Source organism: Xenorhabdus sp. SGI240, from assembly GCF_040081915.1.
Taxonomy (GTDB): Bacteria; Pseudomonadota; Gammaproteobacteria; order Enterobacterales; family Enterobacteriaceae; genus Xenorhabdus; species Xenorhabdus bakwenae.
On the sequence record NZ_JBEBMB010000044.1, the window covers coordinates 1 to 26859 of the forward strand.

Here is a 26859-nt window from a genome sequence, read left to right on the forward strand (position 1 = left end):
ACCGGAGCCGATAAAGACTTTACTCGCCCCCCCTTTGATGGCCGCACCACAGACCAGCTTGTCACCGACCCGCGCCGCTGGCTGGCCGTTGATAAATACGGATTCACTGCCCTGTGCTATCAGGGGCGGTGCCGGGTGTTTGCTGCACGCCGCCATATCGACGGTGGCCCGTGCCGCAGGTTTTCCTTCAATAATGACGTTACCGGAACCACTGCTCAACGCCCCGTCCGGTGAGCCGAAGCTGTCGATAAAGTTTGTGACGGCCGAGCTGGCTGCCGCAATGGCATCGCTGGCCAGATAGGTTAATCCGCTGCCAGCGGCCGCCACAATCAGCGTCGCCCCTAACCCGCCGGTGCCGGCAACCAGTAACCCCACGGCGCCGAAAATCGCGGCACCAATCAAGGCACCGGCCACCGCCCCCATCAGGGCACCAAAAAAACTCTTATGCTGGATGGGGTCACCCTGACGTGCTGCGGCCGGCCCTCTGGCACCGCTGGCTGGCGGCAGGGGAGGCCGGGCATGGGTGGCTCCGACCCGGGCAATCCGGGTAATAATTTCATCACCTAATCCCATATCGGCTTCTCCTTATGCCGCCTGAAAACTGCTCACCACCGCCAGTAAAGCTTCCCGCTGTCCACTGTTCATGGGCTGCGGCGAGGTCAGGTTAAATGCCAGCAGCTGACTGCCCCGGATTTGCAGCACCACCGACTGGTGCATTTCCCCTTCCGGGCTTTGCCACTGGTAATCCAGCCGCCACGCCATGTCACCGCTGAGTTCGATTTGCAGCCGCTGATGCTCCTGATACCCCGGCAGGTGAGTCACAAACTGCGCCAGTGTCTGTTTATAATACGCCTGGCTGTCGGTGCCCACCGGCACCGGGGTGCGGTTAATCACCAGATTGACGCCGCTGTCATCCGGCAGCACAAACACGTGCATCGATTCATCACGCCAGCCGGCAGGCAGGGTCAGGGTGCCTTCGTTCATTTGGTAGGGTTGTGTGCTCATGATTTTCCTTTTCACTCTTTTTACCTGATTAATATTCAGCCCGCTGCCGAAAAATCCGGCAGGGCGGGTTTCAGTCTTATTGTTGGTCTGCCCGGTATCAGTTCAGCGTAATGACCTCTTTTCCGTTCACAATGACGGTGTTACCGGTAATATGGATATTGCCGTCTGCATCAATCGAGATACTCCCTTTGGTGTTGCCGAGGGTGATACCGCTCTCGGTGGACTGAATGGTAATTTGTCCTTTGGCACTGAGTACGCTGGTTTTTTCCACGGTGACCTGCCGTGTCCCGATGCTGCTCACTTCCATGCCGACGACTTCTTTATGCCGATCAGCCCGTACGCTGAGAGCCTGATTGTGTCCGACACTTTCGGTATGGTCGTGCATCACGCGGGTACTGCGGTCATTCAGTACGGTGGTATCCATGTTCCTCTGCGCATGTAATGACAGCTTTTCACTGCCCTTAGCATCCTCAAACAGCAGCTCGTTGTAGCCTTCGCCTTTGTGGGTTTTGGAGCGGAAGGCCATCTGGGTTTTGCTGCCCGGCAGCCCGCCCGGCGGAAGGTTGCTGGCGTGGTAGGTTCGGCCGGTGACGATCGGCTGATCCGGATCGCCGTGCAGGAAATCCACCACCACTTCCTGACCGATGCGCGGGATGGCGAGCATTCCCCAGCCCTGACCGGCCCACGGTTGGGTAACGCGGATCCAGCAGGAACTCTGGTCGTCGCTCTTGCCGTAACGATCCCACGGGAACTGGAGGCGAATACGGCCGTACTGGTCACAGAAGATTTCTTCGCCGGCCGGTCCCACCACTTTGGCAATCTGCGGGCCGTCGATAACCGGTTTTGGCCGGGGGGCTGGCCGCCAGTGCTGGTTATGGCGGATAAAGTGGAAGTGGCTGTGCAGGGTGGTGCCCGTGCCGCTGTTGGCCGTTTCCAGCGCCTGCGGCTGGCTGCCGGTATGACTGGCGCTCACCACCTGCCACGGCTGGTTCAGGTCTTCACGCGGGTGGTTGCTCAGGGTGAATAATTTCCCCGGCTGAATGGCAATGGCGTTACCGCTGCCTTGTCCGGTCATGGCATTGTTGCGCAGGGCTTCCAGCCGGTAACGGGTAAAATCTTTCCCGTGTGCCTCATCCTTAAAACGCCCCGGATAATCGTAGTGCTCGTAATACCGTTGTTGCAGGGTGTCTTCCTTCATCTGCTGGCTGAATTCGGCTGGCCAGGCCGGGTTTTTGAAGGTGTAATCTTTCAGTTGCACCTGGGCCGGTCGCACCTGGGCGCGACAGGTCAGGCTGCTGATGGCGGGTTCGCCCACGGTGCTCGCCTCGCCCGGCTGGTAAGGGAACACTTTGTCTGGCGGTACCGAACCGGCATCATCGGCAAACACCAGCGTGTTACGCCCGTTACCACATTCAAAGAAGTAGAAAATCCCCTCTTCCGCCGTCAACCGTTGCAGAAAATCAAAATCACTTTCCTGATATTGGAACCAGCTCAACTTCCAGTGAAGTCTAGCTAAGTAAAATAATTTTTATAAACTGCAACAAAATCAGTGTGATCTCTTATTTTTACGTCTAGTTTAGTCTGTTGCAATCAAGATACAGTGCGGGGCATAATCCGGGGCATTTACCATTTGATGATGACTATTCGATTACAGAGATGCCCTAATAATGAAACTCACCGCCCGACAAGTTGAAACCGCAAAGCCCAAAGAAAAAACCTACAAACTTGCCGATGGCGGAGGTCTCTATCTGGAGATCACGTCACGCGGATCTAAATATTGGCGCATGAAGTACCATCGCCCCACCGATAAAAAAGAAGACCGAATGGCGTTTGGTGTCTATCCGGCCGTGTCATTAGCCGAAGCTCGTGCTAAACGCGATGAAGCCAAAAAGCTGATGGCACGGGGCATTGACCCTAAAGCAGAGAAAAAAAGTACATCTTCTCCGGCCAAAGTGAATACCTTTGAACAAGTCGCCCGTGTTTGGCATGCCAGTAATAAGCGCTGGGATGAAAATTACCGCCAGATAGTACTACGCAGCCTTGAAAAATATATTTTCCCCTGCATTGGCACACGTGATATCACCACATTACGCACTAGCCAACTTTTAGCGCCAGTCAAAGCCATTGATGAACAAGGCAAGCATGATACCGCTAAACGTTTATGCCAACGCATCACTTCGATTATGCGATACGCCGTCCAGAATGACATTCTGGAATTCAATCCAGCTAACGACATGGCTGGCGCCCTGACTACTGCAAAATGCCACCACCGCCCGGCTCTGCCCCATGAAGATTTACCTGATTTTTTGAGACGCTTATCTACCTACCGTGGACACTTAATATTCAAGATAGCCGTCGAGCTGACACTATTAACATTTGTCCGCGCCAGCGAATTAAGATTCGCCCGCTGGCAGGAAATCGATCTTGAAAATGCCCTGTGGAAAATTCCTGACACACGATCCCCCATCAATGGTGTTCCTTTTTCTGAACGCGGTATGAAAATGAAAACTGATCACATTGTGCCTTTAAGTCATCAGGCAACCCGGCTTATCAAAACCCTGCACAAACTGAGCGGTAACAGTGATGTGATGTTCCCCGGCGCTTATCATTCCACACAAGTCATGGATGCAACAACGGTTAACAGAGTCTTACGCAACATAGGCTACGACACTCAAACCGAGATATGTGGACACGGATTCCGCACAATGGCACGCGGGGCAATGGGGGAATCAGGTCTTTGGAGCGATGACGCCATCGAGCGCCAGCTCAGCCATATCGAACGAAACAGCGTTAGGGCAGCGTATATCCACACGTCTAAACATCTGGATGAACGGCGGCTGATGATGCAGTGGTGGGCGGATTATCTGGACGCAAACCGGGAAAAATTCATCACACCGTATGACTTCGCTAAACCGCTACGTGACAGAAAAAACCGATAATGCAACTCGAACAACCCACGCTCAGTGGCTTTTATTGAAGCTGAAATTAATAACTGGATCGCCCAGTGTATCGCTGAGTCATGGGTGGCATAAAACAGAAAAGAATATGACATAAGAAATGCACTATAAAACATAACGCCCCGAAGTGCGGTAACACTGCGAGGCGTTTCACCAACAACGTTTAAGTAAGGTATAAAACGATGGCTGATACACAGCATACCCAAACTCGCCCTAAATTTACAGCCCCAAAAAAATCGGGCAATCAAAAACCACTTGATTTTATCCAAACTGTGAAAACCTCCGCTATGTATTCTTGGTCAAACCTGCTGCCTGCGTGTGGTATTAATATCCCTGCAAAGGGTAAACATGGCGCCTGCCCTGTTTGCGGCGGTACTGACCGTTTTCACTTTATCGACGATCACCATCACGGCAACTGGCATTGCCGCCAATGTGATGTTCCAAACTATGGCGATGGATTGGATTTAGTAGCAAAAACTAAGGGGGTCACGATCCTTGAAGCCGCAAAAATTGTTGCAGATGTGCTGGCATTGCCTTTACCAGAACCCAAGCCAGCCAAAGAAATCATTCAAACTACGCAGCCAATTGCCGAAAAAGTCGCGGTACTGATGGCGCAAACAGTCGCTGGGCAATCGTCCTACCTGACCACAAAAGGGCTGCAATATCCTAATCAGCGTTTGCTGGAAGAGGGTTCATTATTACTGCCTTTCACAACGCTGGATAAAAAAATCACCGGTGCGCAGATCATTAAGTCGAACGGCGAGAAAAAATTACTGTCCGGTAGCCAGAAAAAAGGCGCATTTATTGCACTGTCTGAACTGGAAGAACAACCCGATACAGTCGTTATTACCGAAGGTTATGCCACCGCACTGACGGTTAGCCAACTCGACAACGACACTGTTCTGGCAGCACTGGATGCCGGTAATTTAGTTTCTGTCGCCAAAGCTGTCCGGGAACGCTGGCCTGATACGAACATCATTATTGCAGCAGATAACGACTGGCACAGCGCTGGCGAACTGGATAAAAACGGCAAGCCAAAAACGAATGTCGGCAAGATTTCGGCTGAGAAAGCCGCTCTTGCGGTTAATGGCTGGGTTACGTTGCCATCGACTGAGTACAAAGCCGATTGGGACGATTATCGCCAGAATCACGGCATTGAGGCAGTAAAACAGGCTTTTGGTGAGAGGCTTTATCAACCGGTATCAACCAAGAAAAAAACAGCCGTTCAGCTCAATGCTAGCGAACCATCGACGCTGACATTATGTCAGATGGGAGCCAGTCAGCGCGGAGAGGTCTTGCTGGCGCGTTATGGTGGTGATTTAGCGCTGGATGGCGCTTCGGAAACCGTTTATCACTATGACGGTACTATCTGGCGTCCAATCAATGACCGCGATTTAAAACGGGAAATGGTCGCGGCCTTTATGGAAGAAAAACTGCCGTACTCACCGCATGGTATCAGCTCTGCCGTGGATGCCCTGAAATTGCAACTTCCCATGATGCAGCCACCAGAACGTCACTTAATCGGGTTCAGTAACGGCGTGTTTGACCTGAAAACCTGCCATTTTCGGCCTCATCGTAAAAATGATTGGTTACTGCTTGCCAACGGTGTCGCGTTTAATTCCCCTGATTCAGGGGAAACTCTGAAAGATCATGCGCCACAGTTCTGGCACTGGCTTAATCGGGCAACTGCCAACTGTGAGGATAAATTTGATCGGGTATTGGCTGCGCTGTTTATGGTACTGGCGAACCGCTATGACTGGCAGCTTTTTCTGGAAATCACCGGCGCGGGTGGTAGCGGTAAAAGTATCTTTGCTGAGATTTGTTCGATGCTGGCAGGCAAAGGTAATACCGTTTCTGCGAGCATGGCGGCACTGGAAAATCCACGGGAACGGGCGCTGATTGTGGGCTATTCATTGATTATCCTGCCAGACCAAACTCGCTACGTGGGTGATGGCTCCGGCATCAAGGCCATTACAGGCGGTGATGAAGTTGCCATTGATCCGAAGCACAAACAGCCCTACTCAATCCGAATCCCTGCGGTGGTGCTGGCAGTGAACAATAATGCCATGAGTTTTAGCGATCGCAGTGGTGGCGTGTCGCGGCGTCGGGTAATTTTCAATTTTTCTGAAGTTGTACCGGAAAATGAACGTGATCCACTTCTGCGGGATAAAATCGCAGCAAAATTGCCCGTCATTATCCGGCATCTACTGCATAGATTCGCTGAGCCACAAACCGCAAGACGTTTACTGGCAGAGCAACAGAACTCAGAGGAAGCGCTGGATATCAAACGCGGCACCGATCCACTGGTCGATTTCTGCGGCCACTTGATTGCATCTGATGAAGCTGACGGCCTGTTAATCGGTAATGCGGAAATCATGCCGTTCAATCCTCGTAAGTACCTTTATCACGCTTACCTTACCTATATGAAAGGTAATAATCTGAATAAACCCGTTTCCGTAACCCGCTTTGGCATGGATATGCCGGGCGCACTGGCAGAATACAACCAGCAATACCTGCGCAAGAAAAGCAAACACGGCATTCGCAGTAATTTGAGTCTGAACATTGAAACTGCTATCGAGTGGATGCCAAAACTGACAAGGGATAACCTGCCAGAAGAATAATTTTTTTCTTTATTGCTGATAAATTTCAAAGAAATATAAAAAAGTGTTCACTACTATTCACCTTGTAATTTAAATTATATATATCAATCTATTATAGGGTGAATAGTCATTTTTAAACTGTTCACAACTATTCAACCCTGTTCACCTTTTTTCAGATTTGAGGTGAACGGTTGGGTGAAGAGTGGTGATGAGTTCAATTTCAAGTTATCACCCTTTAACAATATGAATTTAAATAAAATATTTAAAGGTGAACAGGGTGGACAGTTTTATCCCTATTTCTTTAGTACGGTGGGGGTAAACAAAAGAGTTTTTTCTGGCAGGTGTTTTACAGCTCTCCGATTGACCGGGGTAATGTATTAGCCCGGTCAATCGGAGAAGACAAGCGCAGCGCGTCAGTGCAGTTTTAACATGTTGCATTTCGTGAAATTAACATCAGGTAATTTCCTGATTTTATTTAAGTAGAGAGGTTAATCACAATTTATCGGATATACTTTTATTCATCGTTGTATGTGTAAATAATTCTATTGTATCCTGCTCGAAACGCACTCAAAGTCTGCAAAAGTAATTTCATTATTAAATTATTTTTGACATTCAGACACGCATTAAGGATTGATATACCCAAAGATTATGGAGCGTACAAATGAACAGGGTAATCGATAAAATCAGTCAGCGACTTGATCGCTCTGGTTTAGTATTTACGCTGATTACAGAAAATCTATCCGAACAAACCTTTGCCGTTGTTGATTTTTCCCTCACCGAATCACTGTCTTCCCTCTTCCGGCTGGAAGCCACTCTAACCTGTAAAACACCGAATTTGACTAGTAGAAAACCGGGAATTAACGTTGCCGATGTTCTTGACCGGAATGCCGCTTTTGCCGTACATCGCAATGGACAGGTTGAACGACAAATCACTGGAATGGTAACGCACTTTTCACACCTGTCTACCGGGCGACACACCAGCCACTACCATATCACTATTCAGCCTCCGTTATGGCGCGCCTCGCTGCGGGTCAATAGCCGGATTTTCCAGAACCAGTCCGTGATGGATATTGTGGAAACCCTGCTCAAAGAAAATGGAGTACGCAATTCTACTTTTTTGGTGGGTTACAAACACCCGCCACGGGAATTCTGTGTTCAGTACGATGAAAGTGATCTGGCTTTTATGCAACGTTTGCTGGCTGATGAGGGCATTTTCTATTATTTCACGTTCGACCAGGAACAGCATGAGCAACGCATCGTTTTTCATGATTCCTGCCTGTCGCTTAATAACGTGATCACGGTTCCTTATCGTCCTGAAGCGGATGTGACTGGCTCAACAACAAGCATTCAGCACGTTAGCTGGTCAGAACAGGTAGGTGTTGCCACCGTGACAACTAAAGACCGGACATTCAAGAATCCACGCATGAACCGGGAGTTCTGGTATGAAGGGCGTAATCTAGCCAACCAGCGCACGCTGAAAAACTACCACTATTACGATTTTCCCAGTCGTTATAAAGATGAAAATTTGGGGCAACAGGTCAGCCAGTATCGTCTGGAATACCTGCGCCGGGATACACAACTGGGAAACGGCAATGGTGACTGTTTTGCTATGTGGCCGGGGCAACTGGTTAATTTTGAAGATCATCCCAATGAAACCTTGAATGACCAGTGGCAATTAATTCAGATAACCCACTCAGGTCAACAGCCTCAAGCCGATGAAACCCAGCACGGCGGCAGTGGCTCGTGGCTTTCCAACCAGTTTACTTTCACCAGCCGCAAAAACTCCTATCGCCCTTCTCCCTATCCGAAACCCAAAATGGAAGGGCCGCATATTGCTACTGTCGTCGGGCCGGAAGGCGAAGAAATTTTTTGCGATGAATATGGGCGCGTCCGTATTCAATTTGACTGGGATCGGTACGGTAAGCTTGATGACAGCAGTTCTTGTTGGGTGCGTGTCAGTCAGGCATGGGCAGGGCCATTGATGGGCATGATCGCTATTCCCCGCATTGGTCACGAAGTTTTGGTGGATTTTATCCACGGCGACCCTGACCAGCCGATTATTGTTGGTCGGGCATATCACGCCAATAATCTTCCGCCGAACCGCCTGCCGATGGCAAAAACGCAAATGTCAATCCGCTCGAAAACGCATAAGGGGCAAGGATTTAACGAACTGCGTTTTGAGGATGAAAAAGATCGTGAAGAGGTCTTTATCCATGCGCAAAAAAATCTCGCTATTAAGGTGCTCAATTCACGCGACGAACGCATTAACTTTGACCGTACAACCAGCATCGGACATGACGATGAATTGGTTATCGCCAATAACCGCAAAGTCACGGTTGAAGGCCAGCAGGAGCATAAAACTACCGGCAACTATCTGGAACAGATTGACGGCGACCGTGCGTTACAAATCAAAGGCGATTTGTCTGAAAAAATTCAGGGTATTGTCAGTATTGATGCGCAGGGAGATTTGACATTACAAAGTGGCAGTAAGCTGACTTTGCGTGTCGGTGGGAGTTTTGTGGTGCTTCATGCTGGCGGCATCGATATTAAGGGTGCCGCCATTAATCTGAACTCCGGCGGCAGCCCCGGCGATTTATTGGCGCCAGCCAACCCGGCTATTTTGCTCGCGGCAGCCAGTGAAGGTTCAATGTTCGTCGCGCACTGTCCTCTGAAAGATAAGGAGAATCAGTAATGAGTCAGGAAAAACTCTACGCCATTATTGATGGGGCAGCAGAACCGGATTTGTTTTTAGCATTGGAGCGTTACGATCCGCCTTCTGCCTGCCTTTATGGTGAACCGCTCCAGCCGGAACTGGTTAAAATCGCGCCCTATCTGGTACAGGTTACTGAAGAAGTTAAAATTTGGCTGGAGTGCCTCAGAACGCCGTGGGGCATTTTTGTTCACAGCGAAGCAGATATGAAAACCGTGCGGCAGCATTTACGCAAATACCTACAAGTATTGCTACCTAAACAGGAAAAACCCGTTTTTTTTCGTTTTTACGATCCGCGTAATATCTGGGATTTTCTCGGCATCCTGAGTGACTGGGAATTACATTGTTTTTTGGGGCCGATATCGCGCATTACGACACTTTATCTTGAAGCTGAACGCACGGATAACTTTGCCAAGGTGAGAGAACCTTTTCCCGTTGGTGCAACCAGCAAACGAAAAATGCTTGTTATCAACGAAGTTCAATTGGAAAAAATACAGGCCATTTTCACTGAGCGTTATATCGAGAAATTAGCTGGGTTTATTCCTGACTGGCTGGAAAAAGCGCCTTTTGACTTTATTCCTCACATCGATACGGTGGAATGTGCCCGACAATTTTTTGACTGGTTCAGTGAAAACGGCATTACAGATGATCGTAATGTCCGTGGATTACTCCAGCTCTTTATCCTCCGGCATTACCTCACACTTGATGATCTGCCGAAAGCAATCTATTCCCAATTAACTGAGTACGGTCAATCGGGGCATATGCGTGCCGAACGTTTGTTAATTCAAGAATTAGGTCAAGTACCGCTTTAATCAAAAACAGAGAAATTACTATGGGTAACGCAGTTAAAATTGGCGATATCGGCACAGAACACGGCAATTGTTCCGCAACTCCCGTTATTACCGGAGCCAGTACCGTCAAAGTTGATGGTGCTTATCTTGCGCGACAAGGTGATGCTTTAGCTCCTCACTGTTCGCATCCGCGAACGATAGCGGGCGGTTCGGGTTCTGTGTTTATTGAAGGAAAACCAGCCGCCAGAACAGGAGATGCCGTGGATTGTGGCGGCGTTGTGATTGGCGGTGGCAGTATAAATATTGGTTAAGGGAAAATAAAATGACATCAACAAAAGCAGGTTCAGCAGTCTGTGATTGTGATAACCCGGATGATTGTACTCATAAGATTGATGTAACACTGGGAGATAAAACGTTTAGTTATGAACAACTGTTTCCTTTTCCTGCTACATTGTATTATGTGGTTCCTAAACCGGAAGATAAAGCGGATAAACCTAAAATTCCTATAAAGTTAAGTGCCATTAGTAAGGGCTGTATTTCGCACAATCCAAACTGCCCCATTGGAAATTTATCGGGTGAAAATGGAATGCCTGTAGCACAATTCTCACCTAATAAACCGTATGCAGGAGAGTTGGTCTATTCAAAGAAAATTAGTGATTTTTCCCTTATGGAAAATAGTCCGATCGTTATTTTACAGCGTTTTTTGAGTAGAGACTTTGGCTCACATATTGAAGAAGAACGTTTTTATGTCAGAGCAGATGAATGCTCAGGAAAACCATTGATAGATAAAAAATACAAACTGGCGGATAAAATTTTGACCGCCACAATAGGTAATAAGGCTATTCTTGGTTCAGACATTCACCTTGTCCTGAATGAAAAACAGGAATTTAATGTTGCTATTGGTGCATCAGAGGAAATTGAAAAACTTACCGATGAGCAGAGAAGGCAACAACAAAAAGAGACCAACAGAAATAATGGAATGCGACATAAAGGTTCACAAGGATGGCGCAGAAATACAAAACCTTATGAAGTTCGTAATTCACTAACTATCGAAGGAAAAATCACGGCCGAAAAAGGCACTGAAACACGTAGCTGGTCAAAAGAACTTGAATTTGAGTTCAAAAAAGGGAAAAAGAAATTAGGCCCAATCGATACCGCCATCGATAGTATTGGTAAATTCAATGATCTTCTTGCATTCGGGAATGATCAAGATAAGTTCCGGGTCATTAATTTAGATCTCATTTATCCTTTAATTAATATTAGTGGCAGTTATGAACTTACGCATAGTGATAAATATAAACTTTTCTATAAATATAATGCTGATATTACGGCTACACCCTTAGTAGGTTTAGAATTGCGCGCCGATGTTATTCAGATATTTGCTGCTTATTTTAAGGTCAATAAATTGGTAGCTAAAATACGTGAAAAAGGAGAAGAACTCGAACAAGAAGTCAAGCAAGGTAAAAACGGAGCATTTTATGGTGCACAATTAGACTTAATTCTCAGTGGTGACTTAAGTGTTATGTTTGGCTGGGAGTCTGATGACAAAGGAGAGTGGTCTTTTAAAAAGGATGCCGTATTAGAAACAGGATTTGGAATTAGAGCTGAAACAAATATTCGCGGTGGTGTCCGTTATTATGCTATCAATGGCTATTTTGATGCTTCAGCACAAATTGCAGCCAAAGTATTAGTAGCGCTAGAATCTACAGAAAAAAGTATGGAGCTTGTGCTTTATCATGATGGGATTCAGGCATCTGCTAGCGTGAAGTATGGAGTAGGTATTAAAACAAAAAAAAGTGATGATGAAATAGATAATGATGGAGAATTAAATCATGAAGACGAACCTATTGAAAAAGACTGGATATTTCAAGATCCACTACCAAAAGAAAAATCCACTTACAGGATTTCTTTGGGGTAGCCTTTTATTCTTTACGTTACTAATGATAATAAAAACAGCATCAGGTAAATCAATTATGGAACATAAATATTTAGTCTCATTTAATACACATCGTAGTTTATGTGCGTTAAAAGTAAATGAAATATTAATATTGGAAAATACTTCTTCACGTACAGGAACAGAATCCAGTGGTTATAATATATCGGCTTTTTTAGAAAATGGCTTTAACACAGTAAAATTACTTATGGGTCGTAAATCATTTGACAAAAACACAGAGAAATTCCACCCAGAATCATGGTGTGAAGTGACAATCAAAAAAGTTTCTGCTTATGATGAACAAGGGCAAATTATTAGTAATATCAAATTAACGGTGGATGGCAACGGAAATGTTATAACGAAAAACTCAATAAATCCGAATGAAAAATTTGATTACGCAGATATGTCAGTAAAAAAAGGAGAAAAAAACTTATTTGCGGCTCAAAAAACCTTTTCAGTAAACAATTTACCAAATTGGCTATGGACAAAAGCGCAACCAGTTACTGAGAATGATTTACCTGCCATAAAAGCATATTATCAGGAAATCAGTAACACTTTCTCTCATCGTGACCTGAATAAAATATGGAAAATGAGTCAGCCCGCATGGGAAGAATGGGCTATAGCAGATAATAGTAGTGCTAAAATATTTTTTGATTCTATGAATTTTGAAGAAGATATAAATGATAAATTTGAAATTAAAGAACCTGATTGGAAAATATATAAATTGGTTAGTTATAAAAATGGTCGTTTATTCCGTTTGGAAAAAGGCGCATTTGGTTTTTCTCCTATTATTTTTCATAACAAGGAAAGTGGTGAGGATACCACTTATGGTCCTTACCTATCCATAATCAACGGAAAAGTTGTCATCTCAAGATAATTAACTTATTAGGCCAATCAGTTATTAATAGAACTAATTGGCCTAATAATCATCAAGAAAAATTTTTGTTACACATAATCTTTATTATTGCTATAGCCATAAAAATTAGCTAATCTAAACTTGTTCAAAGCGCTTTTTAGCGACAATAAAAAACTCCCGTAGCCTGAAAGGGAGAGCAAATATTGCGGTACATCTGCCCACCTTTGGAAGCAGATATTGTCAGGACACTAAACCCTCGTCTGGCAATGAAGGTTTCTTAAACTAAAAATACGCCCAAAAGGTGTTTTTACATTGTAACCGAAGTGTATTGAACGTGGGTTCATACACTGACTTTTTAAAGTAAAATAAATAAATTTTACTTTATATTCAACGAATTACTAGATGGATTTAGTCCATCCGGTCCATACATCTCACGATCACTGTCTGAAATATTCAGCGAACCATTTTTCTACGCCAAAACAATTAACTCACTGCTACCGTTTGGTACTAACTTTGCGGCATTTTAATGCTTGCACAACATCTTCTGACCGTACACAGAACTCAAGGCGTCACTTTTTGCGGATTTATCGCTGAAAGTGACGCCGCAGCCAAAGGCCAACGCCCCCCTGACAGGCTCACGTCTGCTTCACCACGCAGTGAATCTGACACTGCATTTTTAGATTGAAAAAGGAGAACTTGACGATATCGAGGCTGGCATTTAGCCGGTGGGGATGACCTGTTAACACAGGCGGCAGTACCGCGTACTCAACCGATACCCCGCAATACCTCAACTAGCGTTCACTCTGGTGCACAGATATCGATCAAGGGCAAGGCAGGTTCTGTTTTGCCAGAACGGTCGCGCGCCAGAGATTGTAGGTTGTCAGGTATAAGCATGGAGAAGCCAATGAGCCGATTGATTAAAGAATTAAAGTTTTTTGCCCGACAAAGCGGCGGTAGTCATAAAACCTGCCATGACCGCATTCGGATTGCAGGGCGTTTGGGGGCGTTATTATTGAGCCTGAATATTCAGGTCAAAAGCCTCAACAATTTGAAAGCCAAGCATGTGGAACAATACGTTGATGCCCGTTTATCTCAGGGAATTGCCAAGCGCACAGTGCAAAATGAAATGTCTGCGCTGCGTAATATCTTCCGCATGGCAGGCCGGAAAAAACTGGAAACTTCGCCACGTCTGAGTAATCAGGCATTGGGATTAAGCGGAACCAGCCGCGCCGGAACGAAACAGGCGATCCCTGATGCTACGTTTCAGGTTGTTTATCAGAAAGCCCTTAAACGTGATGCCGGGTTTGCCGCCACACTGAAACTCGCCCGATTGCTGGGGCTACGTTCTCAGGAAGCCGTGCAATGCAATGCTTCACTGAAAAGCTGGCGCAAACAGTTGGAACAGCCAGAACCGAAACTGCATGTTGTTTTCGGTACAAAAGGGGGCCGACCACGGCAAACCCATGTACTGAATGTTGCAGCGGTAAAAGCAGCTGTAGAGCAGGCCATTACTATCGCAGAACAACGTGATGGCAGGTTGATTGATAAACCGGATCTCAAACAGGCCATGAACTATTGGCGAGCACACGCCACAAAGATTGGTTTAACCGGTTGCCATTCTCCCCACAGTTTGCGCTATGCGTGGGCACAGGATGCTCTTACTTTTTACCAGAAGAATGGCTTTAGCCGTCAGGAAGCACGGGCACTGGTTTCAATGGATTTGGGGCATGGCGATGGTCGTGGGCGTTATGTCGAACGGATTTATAGCCGTTAAACTTAGCCGTTCAGTTATTGAGTAAGCTAAAACAATCAGTTAAAGTATTCCCGCCATTGTTAAATACCAATGGTCAAGGTTTAGCAGCCTTGTGTAACTATACACTGGTAAGAAGTTTTACCAGTGTGCCTGCATTCGCCCTTTCAATGGTGATTCAGGCGGGGGAGGCTTCGGCCTCGCCGGTCATAGTTACCCGGTCTGCTAACCCTGTCTGAATCGCCACCATCAATATTAATTAATGGAAAGGGGTAGCAGGAATGTATAACAACAATGTTCAAAATGACTGGCACCAAGCGGATATCATCGCAGCATTACGTAAGCGTGGTACAACCTTAGCAGCACTCTCTCGTGAAGCCGGACTCAGTTCATCTACACTCGCAAATGCTCTCAGCAGACAATGGACTAAAGGCGAATGGATAATCGCTGACTATCTCAAAATCCATCCTTCAGAGATCTGGCCGAGCCGCTATTTTGATAAACGTGGTCAGCTTGTTGAACGCAAGGTTCGCAATAAACCACAGGAATAACCCGCTATAATTTGTGATCGACGTCGTAAAAATGAATATTTTTTATCTCAAGCCCTGAGCGTAAAATGGCAGCAAAATCTGACCATTTTAACCCTCAAGGCTTTTTTTCTTTAAAATGATTGAAAATTACACAATTAATGATATAAATAATAAAAATCAGTTAGATATGAAAAAAAGTAAACAAAAAAATCTTGGGGCATTAAAAGGGGCATAAAAGGACGTAAAGATAATATATCCTTTATACTCAATTAATTATATTTATTTCCGATTCCTGATATTGCACACAAAATTCCCGCTCCGGGTGGGCGTGGCGCAGGCTGAACACCACGTCACGGATACCGTGCTCTTTCAAAATCGTGGTGATAATGGCGGAGATATTGAGTTGCTGGAAAATGCGCGAATTCTGACGCAGGGTGGTGCGCCACAGATCCGGGCGAATACTCATCTGATAGGTGGTCTGGTGCAACCCGGTGTTACCCTGCTCAAAGCCGGCCACCATCCCCGTGATGCTGCGCTGTTCAATGCCTTCCTGCAAAATGGTCAGGGTTGCCGTGCGATCCAGTACCGCCGGAAAGTCGATCGCCGGATCCGCACTCGCCAGCCCCACGTCCAGCGTGAACGGCTGGGAAAAGTGTTCATTCAGGGTAAAATCGGTGACGACAAAGGTCTGCGGTGCCAGACTGCCCGCCGTCAGGGTAAATTGCAGGCCGCTCGGGACGCTGTCACCGCCCCCCAGCATCTGGGTGACTTTTTGCAACGCCTTCACGGCGGCAGACTGGCCGCTGGCGGCCCGCTCAGCCAGTCCCTGACCACCGGCGGCCATTTGCCCGACCCGGCCCGCTATCCCCGCCGTCTGCGAGGCTATGTGAGCAGCCTGCTGCCCCTGCTGGACAAACGACTGCCCCTGCTGGACAAGGGCCTGCCCCTGCTGAAGTTTCGCCCTGTGCTTTTTCAATGACATATTCTGTCTCCCTGATTAATGCCCACCGTCCGGTATAACCGCGAGGGGCTGGTTTAGGGCCGGAGGTTCGGCCGCAGTGTGGTGATGACTTTCCCGCTGTTCACTCGTCTGACGCAGCCGGTCATAGCGCCCGAGCAGGGCGTTAAAGCGGTCATCAATGCTTTTCAGCAGTACCGGCGGTGCCGGCTCCCCTTTGGCCGCATAAACACTCAACTGGCGCAATTGTTCTTCCAGTGGCACGTCACTGCCGTGGCTGCGCTGGATGTCATAGACTGCGGTTTTCAGGTAAGACAGCGTGAAACTGCCACGGGTACGCTCCTGCAACAGGATTTTATCCGCCAGCTGCTGAAGCTGATCGCGGGTGGTGTTCCAGCCACCTGTCAGCGGCACGCTGTCAATCCGGGCTGTGACCTGCTGCTGCCATTGGCGGGTCGCCTGCTGTTGAACCGGCGACTGCGGCCACTGCTGTTCCGCAGTCGCGGTCAGGTGGCGGGCCGCCTCCCAGGTGACCCGGGGCGAGGTCTCAGCCAGCCGTTCCAGCTGGCGGGAATAATCCGCCAGTTCCGGTTGATACAACCACGCAAGCCTGGCTCCCCCGGGGTGGTCGGTGATGGCCCGAAGTTGCTGTTGCAGGGGCTTGTAGCACAACAGCCAGCCGCCCACGAACACCAATAAGCCCAACAGGGTGCCCAAGCCAAAACCCTGCCACGCATTGAGTCCCTGCGGCGGATGTTCGGGAAACCGAACCCGCACCCGCGGTTGACTATCGGGAGCGGGCTGAGGGTCATGGCGCAGGGGCGGCGGGGACGGAGGCGTTTCCGGCTCGGCTTCCGACTGGGACAGGTAGACCAGCGGTGGCATCTGCACCGGTTGTGACACCGGTTTCGCCGCCTGACGGGGTTTTTCCAGTTTTTTCGCTGCGTTCTGGAAGAACCACAACAGGTTTTCCACCCTCGGCAAGCGTTTCAGGTCGGATTGCTGCAACCGGTCGATAATCAGCTGGAGAGCACGTTCGGCGCGGTAAATCATCCGCAGGTCGCTGGCAGTAAAATCCCACTGGCGCAGCACGCTGCCGGTTCGGGAATGGAACCACTCCAACAGGTCGGTACGCACCTGCGGCTGGGCTGGCCACAACGTCTCCCATTCACTGACAATCACCCCCGCCAGTAGTTCACAACCCTCGGTGAACCCCGACAACCCATTGAGTTGCATCCGCGCCAGGGTGTAGTAAATCGCGGTCTGTAAATCGACCCCGTTGGTTTTGAACAGCGTCAGGGACAGGGATTCCACCAACGGCCAGTTCACTTCTGGCTGCGCCGGATGGCTGGTTTTATTGATTTCATCACGGATAACGGCAAATTCCGGCAAATTCAGCGGACTGCCGCCAGCCCGGATGATAAGGTTTTCAGGATGTTCGCTCATATTCTCGCTTTTCTCCTTAAAAAAACCCCTGCCCGAAGGCAGGGGGCGGGGTGGATCTCAAGACTGACGTGCTGCCTTCCCCCTTAATAAAGGGTGTCCGGCAGTTTGAACTGACTGAATAGCCCGCCTGCAAACGGGTTATCCGATTCATCCACATAGATGCGGTAGGTCATCTCGCCATTATCAACGCTAAAGCGCACATCAAAGAAGCCCGGCTGGACGTGAGTCAGCTTGCCACTGTTAATCAGCCGCAACTGTGCCCACGGGCCGCTAAAGCTGACAGAGCGCGGCGCCTGATTGCTTTTCGCCGGCATCAACGTCAGCTGGCTTTCCGTGCCAGCGCGCATCGAGTTTGGCCAGACCAGCCGCGCCACATTGCTGCGCCCGTGAGAATAATCCACCAGCTGACCATCCAGATTCAGCAAGGCTCGGCGTTTGTTCCCGGTCAGGCTGACCGGTTCCACGGCAAACTGGGTGCCGAGGCCGTTTTGCGGGGTAAAGAAGGTGGTGCGGATACGATTCGCCACGGCCAGCTGTTTCATGACGTCGGGACGGATCAGCATCTTGCCGTCGGTGCCCGTGGTCAGGTTATTTTCCACAAACGGTTTCAGGCTTTGCTGATAGAAGGCGTCCAGCGTCCCGCCCGGCCGGAAGAAGCGGTCAAATTCGCTCAACGGCACTTCTTCGCGGGCGTTCGGGTTGAACGGATAGCGCCCCGCCAGATAGGTTTTATACTGTTTGACCACCGTGTCGTTCCATTCCACTTCCAGCGAGCGGACCGCTTCCATCATCACCACGCGCCACGCCTGTTCAGCCAGTTCGCCGACCCAGCGGTTCAGCGGCTCCGGCAGGTTTTTCGCCATCTGCTGCACTTCAAAAATGGCGTCACTGTTGTTTTTGTCCAGACGCATCTGGACGGCCTGCAAGGCGGCCTTACCCGGAACCGGTGAATTCTGGATCGCCAGCAGGTAACGGTGCAGGGCCATCAGTTTTTGGTAGACGCTTTGCAACGTGCTGCCCTTGTCACCGCGTTCAACCAGCACCCCCGTTTCCGGGGCAAAGTCGCGGCTGATGCGGTTTAACAGGCGGTAGTCTTCTTTTAACGTCAGCGCCTGTTTTTCCTTGTCACTCAGCGAAGGACTTATCAGCGACGGATTGGTGTTGTCGCTCAGGATTTGCAGCGCCCGCTTGAGGGGCTGCTCACCACTGATCACCTGTTCGATAGCACTGATGGCTTGCGGCAGGTCATCAAAGTCACGCACTTCAAGGTTGTTCATCGCTGCCCGCCAGGTTGCGGTGTACTCGGCCACGTACAGTTCGGTGATTTCGCGCTGGATGCGCGACTGATCGGTGTCACTGTACTTATCGTTCACCGGTGACGACGCCTGTTCGGGGTATTTCTCCGGGCTGTTATTCTTGATGTTCAGCACCCAGCTGTCCATCGCCGTCAGCTCCACCAGCTCATTGCCCTGCTGGACGAAATAATCCATCAAGCCGTGGCGGGTCAGGAATTGCGGTACCACCAGCCGTTTTTCGTTGCTGGCCACAAACACGCTGTCAAAGCTCGGGCCAATCTGGTCACGCAGGTTGATCGGAGCGGGCAGGGCATCCTGAGCCTTGATACGCAGGTTCTGATACACCCGCTGGTTGACGGACAACGCTTTCAACTCCTGCTGCGCCTGCCGGATCGGTTTGACAAACGGGGCGAAGCGATCCACCGCATCCTGTTCGCCCTTATCCCGTTTCTCCTTCCAGTCAGTCCGCTCCAGCGCGTAATTCAAGTGGGTCAGCAACGCCGCCTGCACATCACGCTGACCGTGAAATGCCTTGCTCCAGCGCTCACGCATATACTGGGCCACCAGCCCGCTGTTACGCTTGCTGGCATCTTCCATCATGCGCATCACGCGCAAGATCTCGAGTTTTTCTTCGCTGCCGGCCGGGGCCTGATTTAAGTCATCCAGTAATCCCAGCATCAATGCCGGCATGAAACGCTGCTCCAGTAGTTTCAGGTAGGTGCCTTCCACATACGGCCCGACCCCGCCTCCCTGGTATAACGCCATGTCGGTCAGGAAGGATTTATTGTCGTGATAGTTACCGTAAGCCAGAGTCGCATCCCGGATCGGGTTGAGCAGCGGCAACTGGAGGTTACCGTAGCGGTCATCCCCTTTCGGAGGCGGGACGGACAGGAAGTTTTTCGCCTGTGCCAGCACTTCTTCACCGGCCCGATAGTTTTTCTGGTAGAAGTAATGCCAGCCCCCCCACATCGCCAGAATGACCGACGCACTGATCACGGAGAAGGTATACAACTGGCGACGATTGCGGCTCAACCAGATCCGGTTTTCCGCCGCCAGATTCGGCTCGGCCAGCAGGACATTTTCGAACAACGAATGGGTGAAGTACGGCAGGGTATCGCCCACCGGCCAGGTCGGGTATGCCTGCGATCCCAGGTGATACTGGGCCGACGCAGACTGAGTGAACAGGTCATCCATCTGTCCCCGTTGATGGGCTGATGTCAGATAGACACCGCGCAAGGTGGGACGGTGGTGTTCGTCGTTATACAGAATATCGTCCAGCATCTGGGTGATATAGCTGTGCAGCCCCTGGATCTGGCGGGTAAAACTGAACAGGGCGCTGCGCTGGTTGGCGTCCACATTGTTCAGCATCATATCTGGCATCGCCGCATTCAGGTTGCCCATCCACTGCGTCCAGAACGCGTCCAGTTCACTGCGCCACGCTTTTTCATCGCGGTTATTCAGGCTGAATGTCACGCCCAAAATCTGGTCGCGCAGTTTGCGATCCAGGGACTGATACATCGCCTCAAAGCCGTGTAACAGGTCAATTTTGGTCATCACCAGATAGAGCGGCAACTGGCTGTGGAAGGTCAGGCGAATGTCTTGCAGGCGCTGGTGGATCTCCCGTACATAGCGTTCACGCTGTTCACGGCTATCAGACATCAGACGCAGGGTATCCACGGTCAGGATAATGCCGTTGAGGGGCTGACGCTGACGATTTTCAGTCAACCAGTTCAGCAATGTTTCCCACAGACGGCTATTGATTTGCGGTTTGTCGCTGTTAAGCGGAACTGGCTGGTCTATTAACTGCCCTTTCGGATCGATAATGACCGCTTTTTCCCCTAACCAGCAACGCAGCATCAGGGGCACTTCACCATCCTGACGCAAATATTCCGGTGCCGCGATTTCGGAGAGCTTATAACCTTCCTTGATCAGTGAGGATTTACCGCTTTTCTGGCTCCCGATGATGATGTACCACGGACGTTCATACAGGTAATTGTACGAGTCCAGATGGCGTTGCAACTGGGATTTCCAGTGGTCGAGATAACGATCCTGATGTTCAATATCCACCCGTACCGGATCAACTACTTTCAGTTCAACGTCAAGGTTCAGTTTTTCCAGAGTCCGCAAGCGACGCCAGGCTTTCATGCCAACCCAGAACACGACCATCATGACAATGATAATTGTTGCCAGCCAGCGGGCGGCGAGGCTTTCCAGTGGATAATCGTTGCGCAGTTTCCAGTCCGGTCCCCACCACCAGACCGCAATTAACAGCAAGCAGGGGATAAGCGCCAGAACCAGTGCCATCAATGCCTTGAGACGTGGCAAGGATTTAAACTTTGCCAGTGTCGGCAAAGCTGATTTCAATGGAGCCAAAGATGACAAAGAGGGCCATTTCATGGGTTAACACTCCTGTTTGAAGCCGTATCCTTGAGAGGAGAAGGGAGTTTTTCAGCCAATAAAGCCAGCAGGCCGGGTTCCCATTGAATAAGTTGCATGTGTTGTCCCGTGTGTAACAAATTCCGGTAATGCTGTTGGGCCAGCGCTGTCATGCCAGCTTCTTCAAGCAATTGGGCATTGAGCCATTGACCATAGAATTGATCCCGTGGCTCCGTTAACTGTTGCTGATGTGCTTCCAGCATTTTCAGGGCTGCTTCCAGTCCCTGTTGCTGGAAACATTGCCAGATAACTTCCTGATCAGCAGAAACGGAACCCTTGCCCGTTGCCACAGGTTCAGGCGTGAGCCAGTCGAGGGTTTCAGGGGAAATAAACGGGCTACTGTCAGAAAAGCTTAAGGTTTTCAGCACGGGCAACCGTGCTAAAAAGGCATTCAGTTCATCACGAATGGCCTGAGCGACATTGCCATATCCCAGTTGCAATGCGGCTTGTGCGGCAATGGCATGACCATCCAGCCAGTAAGGAGCCAGCGTCAGGCTTTGCTCGATTTGCTGGAGCAATTTGTTGTCTGCCGTCGGTAATCTCGCCACATAGTCGGCAGTACGATCGGCGGAAGTCGGTGCCAATGGGGTTTTGCCTGTTGCATTCGCCATCGGTGCCGTGGTGATGGTGTGCCATACCGCGTGACGGCGCAGGGAATAACCCACAGGCAATTCGGGATAGCGTTCACACAGCAGATCTGCGACGGTCATCAACGTCTGCTTCCACGCTTTTTCGCTCGAACTGTTGACATCGACGTCTGGCATCGGTGCAGCTTGAAAACCCTGTGGCGTTTGCACCACAGATTCGGCTGAAGATGATGTGGGCACCGCAGCAGGGGCAGGCTTTGTCTCCACAGGGACGGTTTCTGGCTGACGGTTATAACGAATGCGCAGTTGGTCAACGTCTTTAGCAAGATCCGCTTCATTGGCATGCCAGCATTGGGCGAGATGGGCTAACGCCCCTTGTGCATCATCCCGTTCACTTTTGCTTGCCTGTTCAATAAAACTGCTCTGGGCGGAGTCGAAACGCTTGAGTACTTGCTGTGCCAGCCGACGTTTTAACTGTGGCTTGGTTGGCCAGGCTTTTTCCCAGTAGTTTTTGATATATTCGGTCAACAACTCCATTGCGAGGATCAGTTCAGCCGCGTTACCAGCATGTTGCAGGGTACGCAGCAGATGAACCACCAACCGGAAGTCTTTGCTGTTTTCACGCAATAATTGCAGTGCCTGACGCTGGATCTCGTCAACATCCAGCGCCCCATGTGACAGCGAGCCAAATTTGATCATTTCGCCGTCAATGTATTCCCATGCGGGTTCGTTGTCTCCCAGCGCCTTGCCAATCTGTTCGTCGGACAGGGGGGCCAGCAGGGAGCCGAACCAATCGAATTGTGTTCTGATGTCCATGTCGATTACCAACGGCAAGCAGCACGTAATGGCTTCGCTGCCTGCTCCAACTGAGAAATGTTAAAGGTTATCTGGCTACCATTACTGCCTGTAATACTCATCCGGTCGCTGTTCATCAGGCGCTTGATTTCTTCAATGCCCGGTAAACCACGGCTGGATTCCCACAAGTAACCCTGTTCCCGCACGAACCATTCAGTACGGTACTCGGTTCTGTCTGTTGCCACAATGACAGCCCCTGACTCTACGGGCTTGGGCAGTGCCACCTGCAAGCGGGTGATACTGTCAATGCAACTCAACATTAATACGGGACGTGGGGGGGCTACGCCAATCGCGGGCGTGGTCAAGATAATCGGTGCCGCACCATTCTCTCCCTGCGTCACAATGAAGCTGGTAGAGTAATCGGTACGTTTCATCTCCTGTTCCATCGCTTGCCGCCACAGATGTCCCATATTTTCGATAGGGATTTTCACCGTTTTGAACTTGAGGTTATTCAACGCGCGGTCATAACATGCCAGCCGGATAAGAGGAGACGGCTCAAAGCGGCATTTATGCAACTCATCTAAATTTTGCTCTTCCTTCACCGCAACCACGTCCTTGAGTTCTGCCACCTCTGCAAGCTTGGGGTTCCCTGTCAATGAAGCGAGCAATGAACTGATAATTAAAACAATATTCATAATCTACACCCGTACTTAGCCAGTTTGTAAACCAACGTCCGCTGGGCAATACCCAGGCTTTGTGCGATCAATCTGGTGTCATTGCCAAACTGACGCTGACGTTGAATCAACACGGCGCTTTCAAATTCTTCTATGGCCTTTGGCAGATTATCGATATGACTGTAATCCACGGAGATACGGCTGACTGCCGCCGGTTTTTTCGATTCACTCAGGGAAGCCAGCAATTCATCCAATTGTTTTTCTTTTTGGCGTTGAACCTGAAATACCTGGCGGATTTGGCGTAACTGTCCACGCAGTTGTTCGAGTTCCTGCAATTTTTTCAGGCGATGCTGCATGACATGGCAATAGATGCCGAACATGTTTTCATTGTTGATGAAATGGCGGACATCTTCGGCAAAGATAGCGATCACCCCACAAGCCTGCCCATTGCAGTCAAACAGGGGAATGCCGTACAACCCACAATTATGCGGTAGTTCCGCGATAAACGTGCGGAAGTATGGCTCATCAATGCGTGCCCCGTGATTAAGGGAATCCCAAACAGTTGGGGTTCCCTTGCGTAATACCTGTATCAACGGGTTATTGACGTCATCAATGTCCACTTGCAATCGGCGCGAACTGGTTTGCTGAGTCGCCGGCAAGTTATAGCATTCCAACCTGTTTTCGTTGATGTTCAGCAGGAAAACCAACAGGGCATCAAAACGCGAGCTATGGCTGATCTGCAAAAAATGGTCAGCCAGTTGTTCTACAGTGTCATTTTCCAATAACGCTAACGCGCTTTTCAGCCGCTGTTTCATTATTCTGCCTCCTCAACCTCTGCGTGGAATTCGTGTTCAACCACGGTTAAGCGAATGGCCCTGATGGGGGTCCCCGCCGCCATTTTCTGCAACAGCAGTAATGAAATTGGCGGTAGCAGTGCGCCATCAATGATGGACTCCAACATACGGGCACCATTTTCCGCGCGGGTAGCACGTTGCAGGATCTCTTCGGATACCTCGTCGCTGATGGTGACTTCTGCGTTGAAACGTTGGGTCAACAGGGTATCCAGTCGGGCCAGTTTGCCCTGAATAATGATTTTCAGCGTTTCATGACCCAATGGCAGGTAAGGGATCACTTCCATCCGCGCCAACAGGGCGGGTTTGAAGAATGCCGCTAATTCAGGGTAAAGCAGGTCGTTGATCTGCGCTGGCTGTTCGGCACTGTCTACGATGGTTTGATAGCCCAGGTTTGACGTCAGGAAGAACACGACGTTTTTACAGTCGATAATGCGTCCTTCTCCATCCGCCAGTTCCCCTTTGTCGAAAGCCTGATAGAACAGGTTCAGTACGTCAGGGTGAGCTTTTTCCACTTCATCCAGCAAGACAACTGAATACGGTTTCTGGCGAATGGCTTCGGTCAGTACACCACCTTCACCATATCCGACGTAACCCGGGGGTGAACCGATCAGACGGGAAACCGTGTGTTTCTCCTGAAACTCGGACATGTTGATGGTGGTAAGGTATTGACGGCCACCAAACATCAGTTCCGCAATTTGCAGGACGGTTTCTGTCTTACCGACGCCACTTGGCCCGACCAACAGGAATGCCCCAAGAGGACGCCCCGGACGACGCAAATCGGCCCGGGCAGTCAGTAAGTGTTTGTGCAAACACTGGATCGCAATTTCCTGCCCCTTGATGCTTTGCCCCAAGTGAACAGGCAATTCAGTGACAATGGAAAGTTCGCTTTGTGACAAGCGGTTCAATGGTACGCCCGTCCATTCGGCAATCACCGCCGCAATCTGGGTTTTATCCACATGCGGGGAAACCAGTATTTGCTTCTGCTGTAGTTCTGCCAACTGGACATTAAGCGTCGCCAGTTTTTCGATCAAGGATTGTTCGTCAGCGACTTTTTCTATTATCCCGGCTATCCCGGCTTCTTCTGCGGTCTCACCCGGCTTAGTCGCTTCATGTTTATCCTCATCCCCGACAATCTCTTCAACCGTATTTTCAACGAAAGAATCATCCGCCAGTAATTGGTGGCGCAGTTCGATGATATGTTTCACCAACTCTTGCTGCTGTTGCCAGCTCATTTCCAACGCGGTGAGTTGCTGCTGAACGTCTTTTTGCTGGTTTTGCAACGCGTCCAATCGTTCAGCATGGATGTTCAATCCCATGCGTTGTTCCCTCTCCAGCACGTCGATTTCCATTTGCATCTGGTGCAGGTCGGTCGTTAACGAAGAGATCTGACGCGGGGGTGAAGTCAGGTTGATGGCAACACGGGCACAGGCAGTATCCAATACGTCAATGGCTTTGTCCGGCAATTGGCGGCCGGAAAGGTAACGGTCACTCAATACCGCTGAGGCTTTCAGGGCTTCATCATCAATCAGCACGCCGTGCGCCTGCTCGTAAATGGCTCGCAGGCCACGCATGATGACGGTTGCTTCATCCGCTGTTGGCTCAGACACTTTCACCAGTTGGAAACGACGGGATAGCGCGGCATCTTTTTCAAAATATTTCTTGTATTCGCTCCATGTGGTGGCGGCGATAGTTTTCAGCTCACCACGTGCCAAAGCCGGTTTCAACAGGTTGGAGATATCCAAACCTCCCGCTTGATTGCCCGCACCGATCAGGGTATGGGCTTCATCAATAAACAGGATGATGGGTTTTGCCGATTGGCTAATTTCAGCCATGATGCCTTTGAAGCGTTTTTCAAATTCACCCTTAACTGCGGCCCCAGCCTGCAATGCCCCCAGATCCAGTGTCATCAGTTCACTGTTGCGCAATTTGTCCGGTACGCGATCGTTAATAATGCGCAATGCCAAACCTTCAATCAGGGCACTTTTACCGACCCCCGCTTCACCCACGACGATGGGGTTGTTTTTGCGCCGACGACACAGGATGTCGATCATCAGATCGATCTCGTTATCGCGGCATAAAACCGGATCCAGCTTGCCCTGACGTGCCTGTTCGGTCATGTTCTGGGTAAAGCGTGCCAGCAAACTGTCGCTGTTTGCCGGATGTGCGCCCTGCCCATCTTTATTACTGTTGTCCGCAAAAGGCTGTTCAGCCGAACCATTCGTCCATTCTGCAAAGTTTTGGCGCAATAATTCGCGGTTGATACCTGCCAGCAGACGCGCAGTTTGTGGTGCCAGGTAACGCAGCGGGCTGAATAGCAATGCAATCAGCATAACGCCGCTGCGCAGTTCGGTGTGCTGCATCTCTGTGGAAGCCAACAACCAGCTATCCTGTAACCATTCCACCAGCATTGGGGAAAAATTGGGGTAGGCCTGCACCAGCGTTTGATGGTGCGTCATTACCTGATCGAGCTGTTCTTTGAGCAGATCTTTATCGATGTCTGCTTTATTGAAGATGAGTCGTACATCACTAAGTGGCGTATCGATCATTTGGAGCAGCAGCTGCGCAACCGTGATTTCAGGTTGTTGCTGACTGACGCAGGATGCCGCCGCCGCTTCCAGTGCATGGCGGGTCATCGGGTTTATACGATTTACAAGGGTAGGCAGATCAATCTGGATCATGGCG

At 49.7% G+C, this 26859-nt stretch carries 19 protein-coding genes and 2 pseudogenes; 11 read left to right on the forward strand and 10 right to left on the reverse strand.

The features are described 5' to 3' along the window. From ABLA76_RS10620 to tssI (ABLA76_RS10630), 3 genes and pseudogenes are all read right to left on the reverse strand, one after another. The coding region (locus ABLA76_RS10620; RefSeq protein WP_348987893.1) for a PAAR domain-containing protein at positions 1–573 on the reverse strand (573 nt) is incomplete at its 3' end. A gap of 12 nt (positions 574–585) precedes the next feature. Next, on the reverse strand, positions 586–1005 hold the full coding sequence (locus ABLA76_RS10625; protein WP_348987894.1) for a DUF1795 domain-containing protein: 420 nt from the start codon (positions 1003–1005) through the stop codon (positions 586–588). 97 nt (positions 1006–1102) lie between these two features. Next, a pseudogene (tssI, locus tag ABLA76_RS10630) lies at positions 1103–2488 on the reverse strand (type VI secretion system tip protein TssI/VgrG); the annotation flags it as partial. 184 nt (positions 2489–2672) lie between these two features. On the opposite strand from tssI (ABLA76_RS10630), the gene ABLA76_RS10635 reads away from it, so the two are divergent. From ABLA76_RS10635 to ABLA76_RS10685, 11 genes are all read left to right on the forward strand, one after another. After that, on the forward strand, positions 2673–3944 hold the full coding sequence (locus ABLA76_RS10635; RefSeq protein WP_348987895.1) for an integrase arm-type DNA-binding domain-containing protein: 1272 nt from the start codon (positions 2673–2675) through the stop codon (positions 3942–3944). A 200-nt stretch (positions 3945–4144) separates the two neighbouring features. After that, the gene (locus ABLA76_RS10640; protein ID WP_348987896.1) at positions 4145–6583 is read left to right on the forward strand and encodes a toprim domain-containing protein; all 2439 of its coding nucleotides are present in this window, start codon (positions 4145–4147) and stop codon (positions 6581–6583) included. Positions 6584–7223: 640 nt separating this feature from the next. Further along, entirely contained in the window at positions 7224–9254 is a 2031-nt protein-coding gene (gene tssI, locus ABLA76_RS10645) for a type VI secretion system tip protein TssI/VgrG (protein WP_348987897.1), read from the forward strand. Next, on the forward strand, positions 9254–10084 hold the full coding sequence (locus ABLA76_RS10650; RefSeq protein WP_348987898.1) for a DUF4123 domain-containing protein: 831 nt from the start codon (positions 9254–9256) through the stop codon (positions 10082–10084). The genes tssI (ABLA76_RS10645) and ABLA76_RS10650 overlap by 1 nt, the downstream gene beginning before the upstream one ends. Positions 10085–10104: 20 nt before the next feature. Beyond that, positions 10105–10374: a type VI secretion system PAAR protein gene (locus ABLA76_RS10655; RefSeq protein ID WP_348987899.1), complete on the forward strand. Its 270-nt coding sequence runs from the start codon at positions 10105–10107 to the stop codon at positions 10372–10374. An 11-nt stretch (positions 10375–10385) separates the two neighbouring features. After that, on the forward strand, positions 10386–11981 hold the full coding sequence (locus ABLA76_RS10660; protein ID WP_348987900.1) for a hypothetical protein: 1596 nt from the start codon (positions 10386–10388) through the stop codon (positions 11979–11981). 55 nt (positions 11982–12036) lie between these two features. After that, entirely contained in the window at positions 12037–12873 is an 837-nt protein-coding gene (locus tag ABLA76_RS10665) for a hypothetical protein (RefSeq protein WP_348987901.1), read from the forward strand. Between the two features lie 505 nt (positions 12874–13378). Further along, a complete protein-coding gene (locus ABLA76_RS10670; RefSeq protein ID WP_348987902.1) occupies positions 13379–13537 on the forward strand; it encodes a hypothetical protein in 159 nt (52 codons plus the stop codon). A 219-nt stretch (positions 13538–13756) separates the two neighbouring features. Beyond that, on the forward strand, positions 13757–14626 hold the full coding sequence (locus ABLA76_RS10675) for an integrase domain-containing protein (protein WP_348987903.1): 870 nt from the start codon (positions 13757–13759) through the stop codon (positions 14624–14626). Positions 14627–14643: 17 nt separating this feature from the next. Continuing rightward, positions 14644–14841, forward strand: a complete 198-nt coding sequence (locus ABLA76_RS10680; RefSeq protein ID WP_348987904.1) for a hypothetical protein — start codon at positions 14644–14646, stop codon at positions 14839–14841. A gap of 42 nt (positions 14842–14883) precedes the next feature. Then, positions 14884–15153, forward strand: a complete 270-nt coding sequence (locus tag ABLA76_RS10685; protein WP_193850512.1) for a helix-turn-helix transcriptional regulator — start codon at positions 14884–14886, stop codon at positions 15151–15153. A gap of 256 nt (positions 15154–15409) precedes the next feature. Here ABLA76_RS10685 and vgrG read toward each other — a convergent pair. The 7 genes and pseudogenes from vgrG to tssH form a co-directional block, all read right to left on the reverse strand. Next, positions 15410–16114 (reverse strand): annotated as a pseudogene (gene vgrG, locus ABLA76_RS10690) (type VI secretion system tip protein VgrG); the annotation flags it as partial. A gap of 15 nt (positions 16115–16129) precedes the next feature. Further along, positions 16130–17536, reverse strand: coding sequence for a VasL domain-containing protein (locus ABLA76_RS10695; protein WP_348987905.1), 1407 nt, complete (start codon positions 17534–17536; stop codon positions 16130–16132). Between the two features lie 83 nt (positions 17537–17619). Beyond that, positions 17620–21228: a type VI secretion system membrane subunit TssM gene (tssM, locus tag ABLA76_RS10700; RefSeq protein WP_348987906.1), complete on the reverse strand. Its 3609-nt coding sequence runs from the start codon at positions 21226–21228 to the stop codon at positions 17620–17622. Next, positions 21225–22670: a type VI secretion system protein TssA gene (gene tssA / locus ABLA76_RS10705; protein ID WP_348987907.1), complete on the reverse strand. Its 1446-nt coding sequence runs from the start codon at positions 22668–22670 to the stop codon at positions 21225–21227. The genes tssM and tssA overlap by 4 nt, the downstream gene beginning before the upstream one ends. 5 nt (positions 22671–22675) lie before the next feature. Beyond that, the gene (vasI, locus tag ABLA76_RS10710) at positions 22676–23344 is read right to left on the reverse strand and encodes a type VI secretion system-associated protein VasI (RefSeq protein WP_348987908.1); all 669 of its coding nucleotides are present in this window, start codon (positions 23342–23344) and stop codon (positions 22676–22678) included. After that, complete coding sequence (locus ABLA76_RS10715) at positions 23341–24138, reverse strand: Fis family transcriptional regulator (RefSeq protein WP_348987909.1); 798 nt, start codon at positions 24136–24138, stop codon at positions 23341–23343. The genes vasI and ABLA76_RS10715 overlap by 4 nt, the downstream gene beginning before the upstream one ends. Further along, complete coding sequence (gene tssH / locus ABLA76_RS10720) at positions 24138–26855, reverse strand: type VI secretion system ATPase TssH (protein WP_348987910.1); 2718 nt, start codon at positions 26853–26855, stop codon at positions 24138–24140. Before tssH ends, ABLA76_RS10715 begins: the two co-directional genes overlap by 1 nt. Positions 26856–26859 lie beyond the last annotated feature (4 nt).

What these genes read in the sequence shown, in the direction of transcription:
- ABLA76_RS10640 (WP_348987896.1), top strand. Translation starts at nt 4,145, where the DNA reads ATGGCTGATACACAGCATACCCAAACTCGCCCTAAATTTACAGCCCCA.
- tssM (WP_348987906.1), bottom strand. Translation starts at nt 21,228, where the DNA reads ATGAAATGGCCCTCTTTGTCATCTTTGGCTCCATTGAAATCAGCTTTG.
- ABLA76_RS10675 (WP_348987903.1), top strand. Translation starts at nt 13,757, where the DNA reads ATGAGCCGATTGATTAAAGAATTAAAGTTTTTTGCCCGACAAAGCGGC.
- ABLA76_RS10635 (WP_348987895.1), top strand. Translation starts at nt 2,673, where the DNA reads ATGAAACTCACCGCCCGACAAGTTGAAACCGCAAAGCCCAAAGAAAAA.
- ABLA76_RS10625 (WP_348987894.1), bottom strand. Translation starts at nt 1,005, where the DNA reads ATGAGCACACAACCCTACCAAATGAACGAAGGCACCCTGACCCTGCCT.
- ABLA76_RS10715 (WP_348987909.1), bottom strand. Translation starts at nt 24,138, where the DNA reads ATGAAACAGCGGCTGAAAAGCGCGTTAGCGTTATTGGAAAATGACACT.
- ABLA76_RS10650 (WP_348987898.1), top strand. Translation starts at nt 9,254, where the DNA reads ATGAGTCAGGAAAAACTCTACGCCATTATTGATGGGGCAGCAGAACCG.
- tssI (WP_348987897.1), top strand. Translation starts at nt 7,224, where the DNA reads ATGAACAGGGTAATCGATAAAATCAGTCAGCGACTTGATCGCTCTGGT.
- tssA (WP_348987907.1), bottom strand. Translation starts at nt 22,670, where the DNA reads ATGGACATCAGAACACAATTCGATTGGTTCGGCTCCCTGCTGGCCCCC.
- ABLA76_RS10685 (WP_193850512.1), top strand. Translation starts at nt 14,884, where the DNA reads ATGTATAACAACAATGTTCAAAATGACTGGCACCAAGCGGATATCATC.
- ABLA76_RS10695 (WP_348987905.1), bottom strand. Translation starts at nt 17,536, where the DNA reads ATGAGCGAACATCCTGAAAACCTTATCATCCGGGCTGGCGGCAGTCCG.
- ABLA76_RS10660 (WP_348987900.1), top strand. Translation starts at nt 10,386, where the DNA reads ATGACATCAACAAAAGCAGGTTCAGCAGTCTGTGATTGTGATAACCCG.
- ABLA76_RS10665 (WP_348987901.1), top strand. Translation starts at nt 12,037, where the DNA reads ATGGAACATAAATATTTAGTCTCATTTAATACACATCGTAGTTTATGT.
- vasI (WP_348987908.1), bottom strand. Translation starts at nt 23,344, where the DNA reads ATGAATATTGTTTTAATTATCAGTTCATTGCTCGCTTCATTGACAGGG.
- tssH (WP_348987910.1), bottom strand. Translation starts at nt 26,855, where the DNA reads ATGATCCAGATTGATCTGCCTACCCTTGTAAATCGTATAAACCCGATG.
- ABLA76_RS10655 (WP_348987899.1), top strand. Translation starts at nt 10,105, where the DNA reads ATGGGTAACGCAGTTAAAATTGGCGATATCGGCACAGAACACGGCAAT.
- ABLA76_RS10670 (WP_348987902.1), top strand. Translation starts at nt 13,379, where the DNA reads ATGCTTGCACAACATCTTCTGACCGTACACAGAACTCAAGGCGTCACT.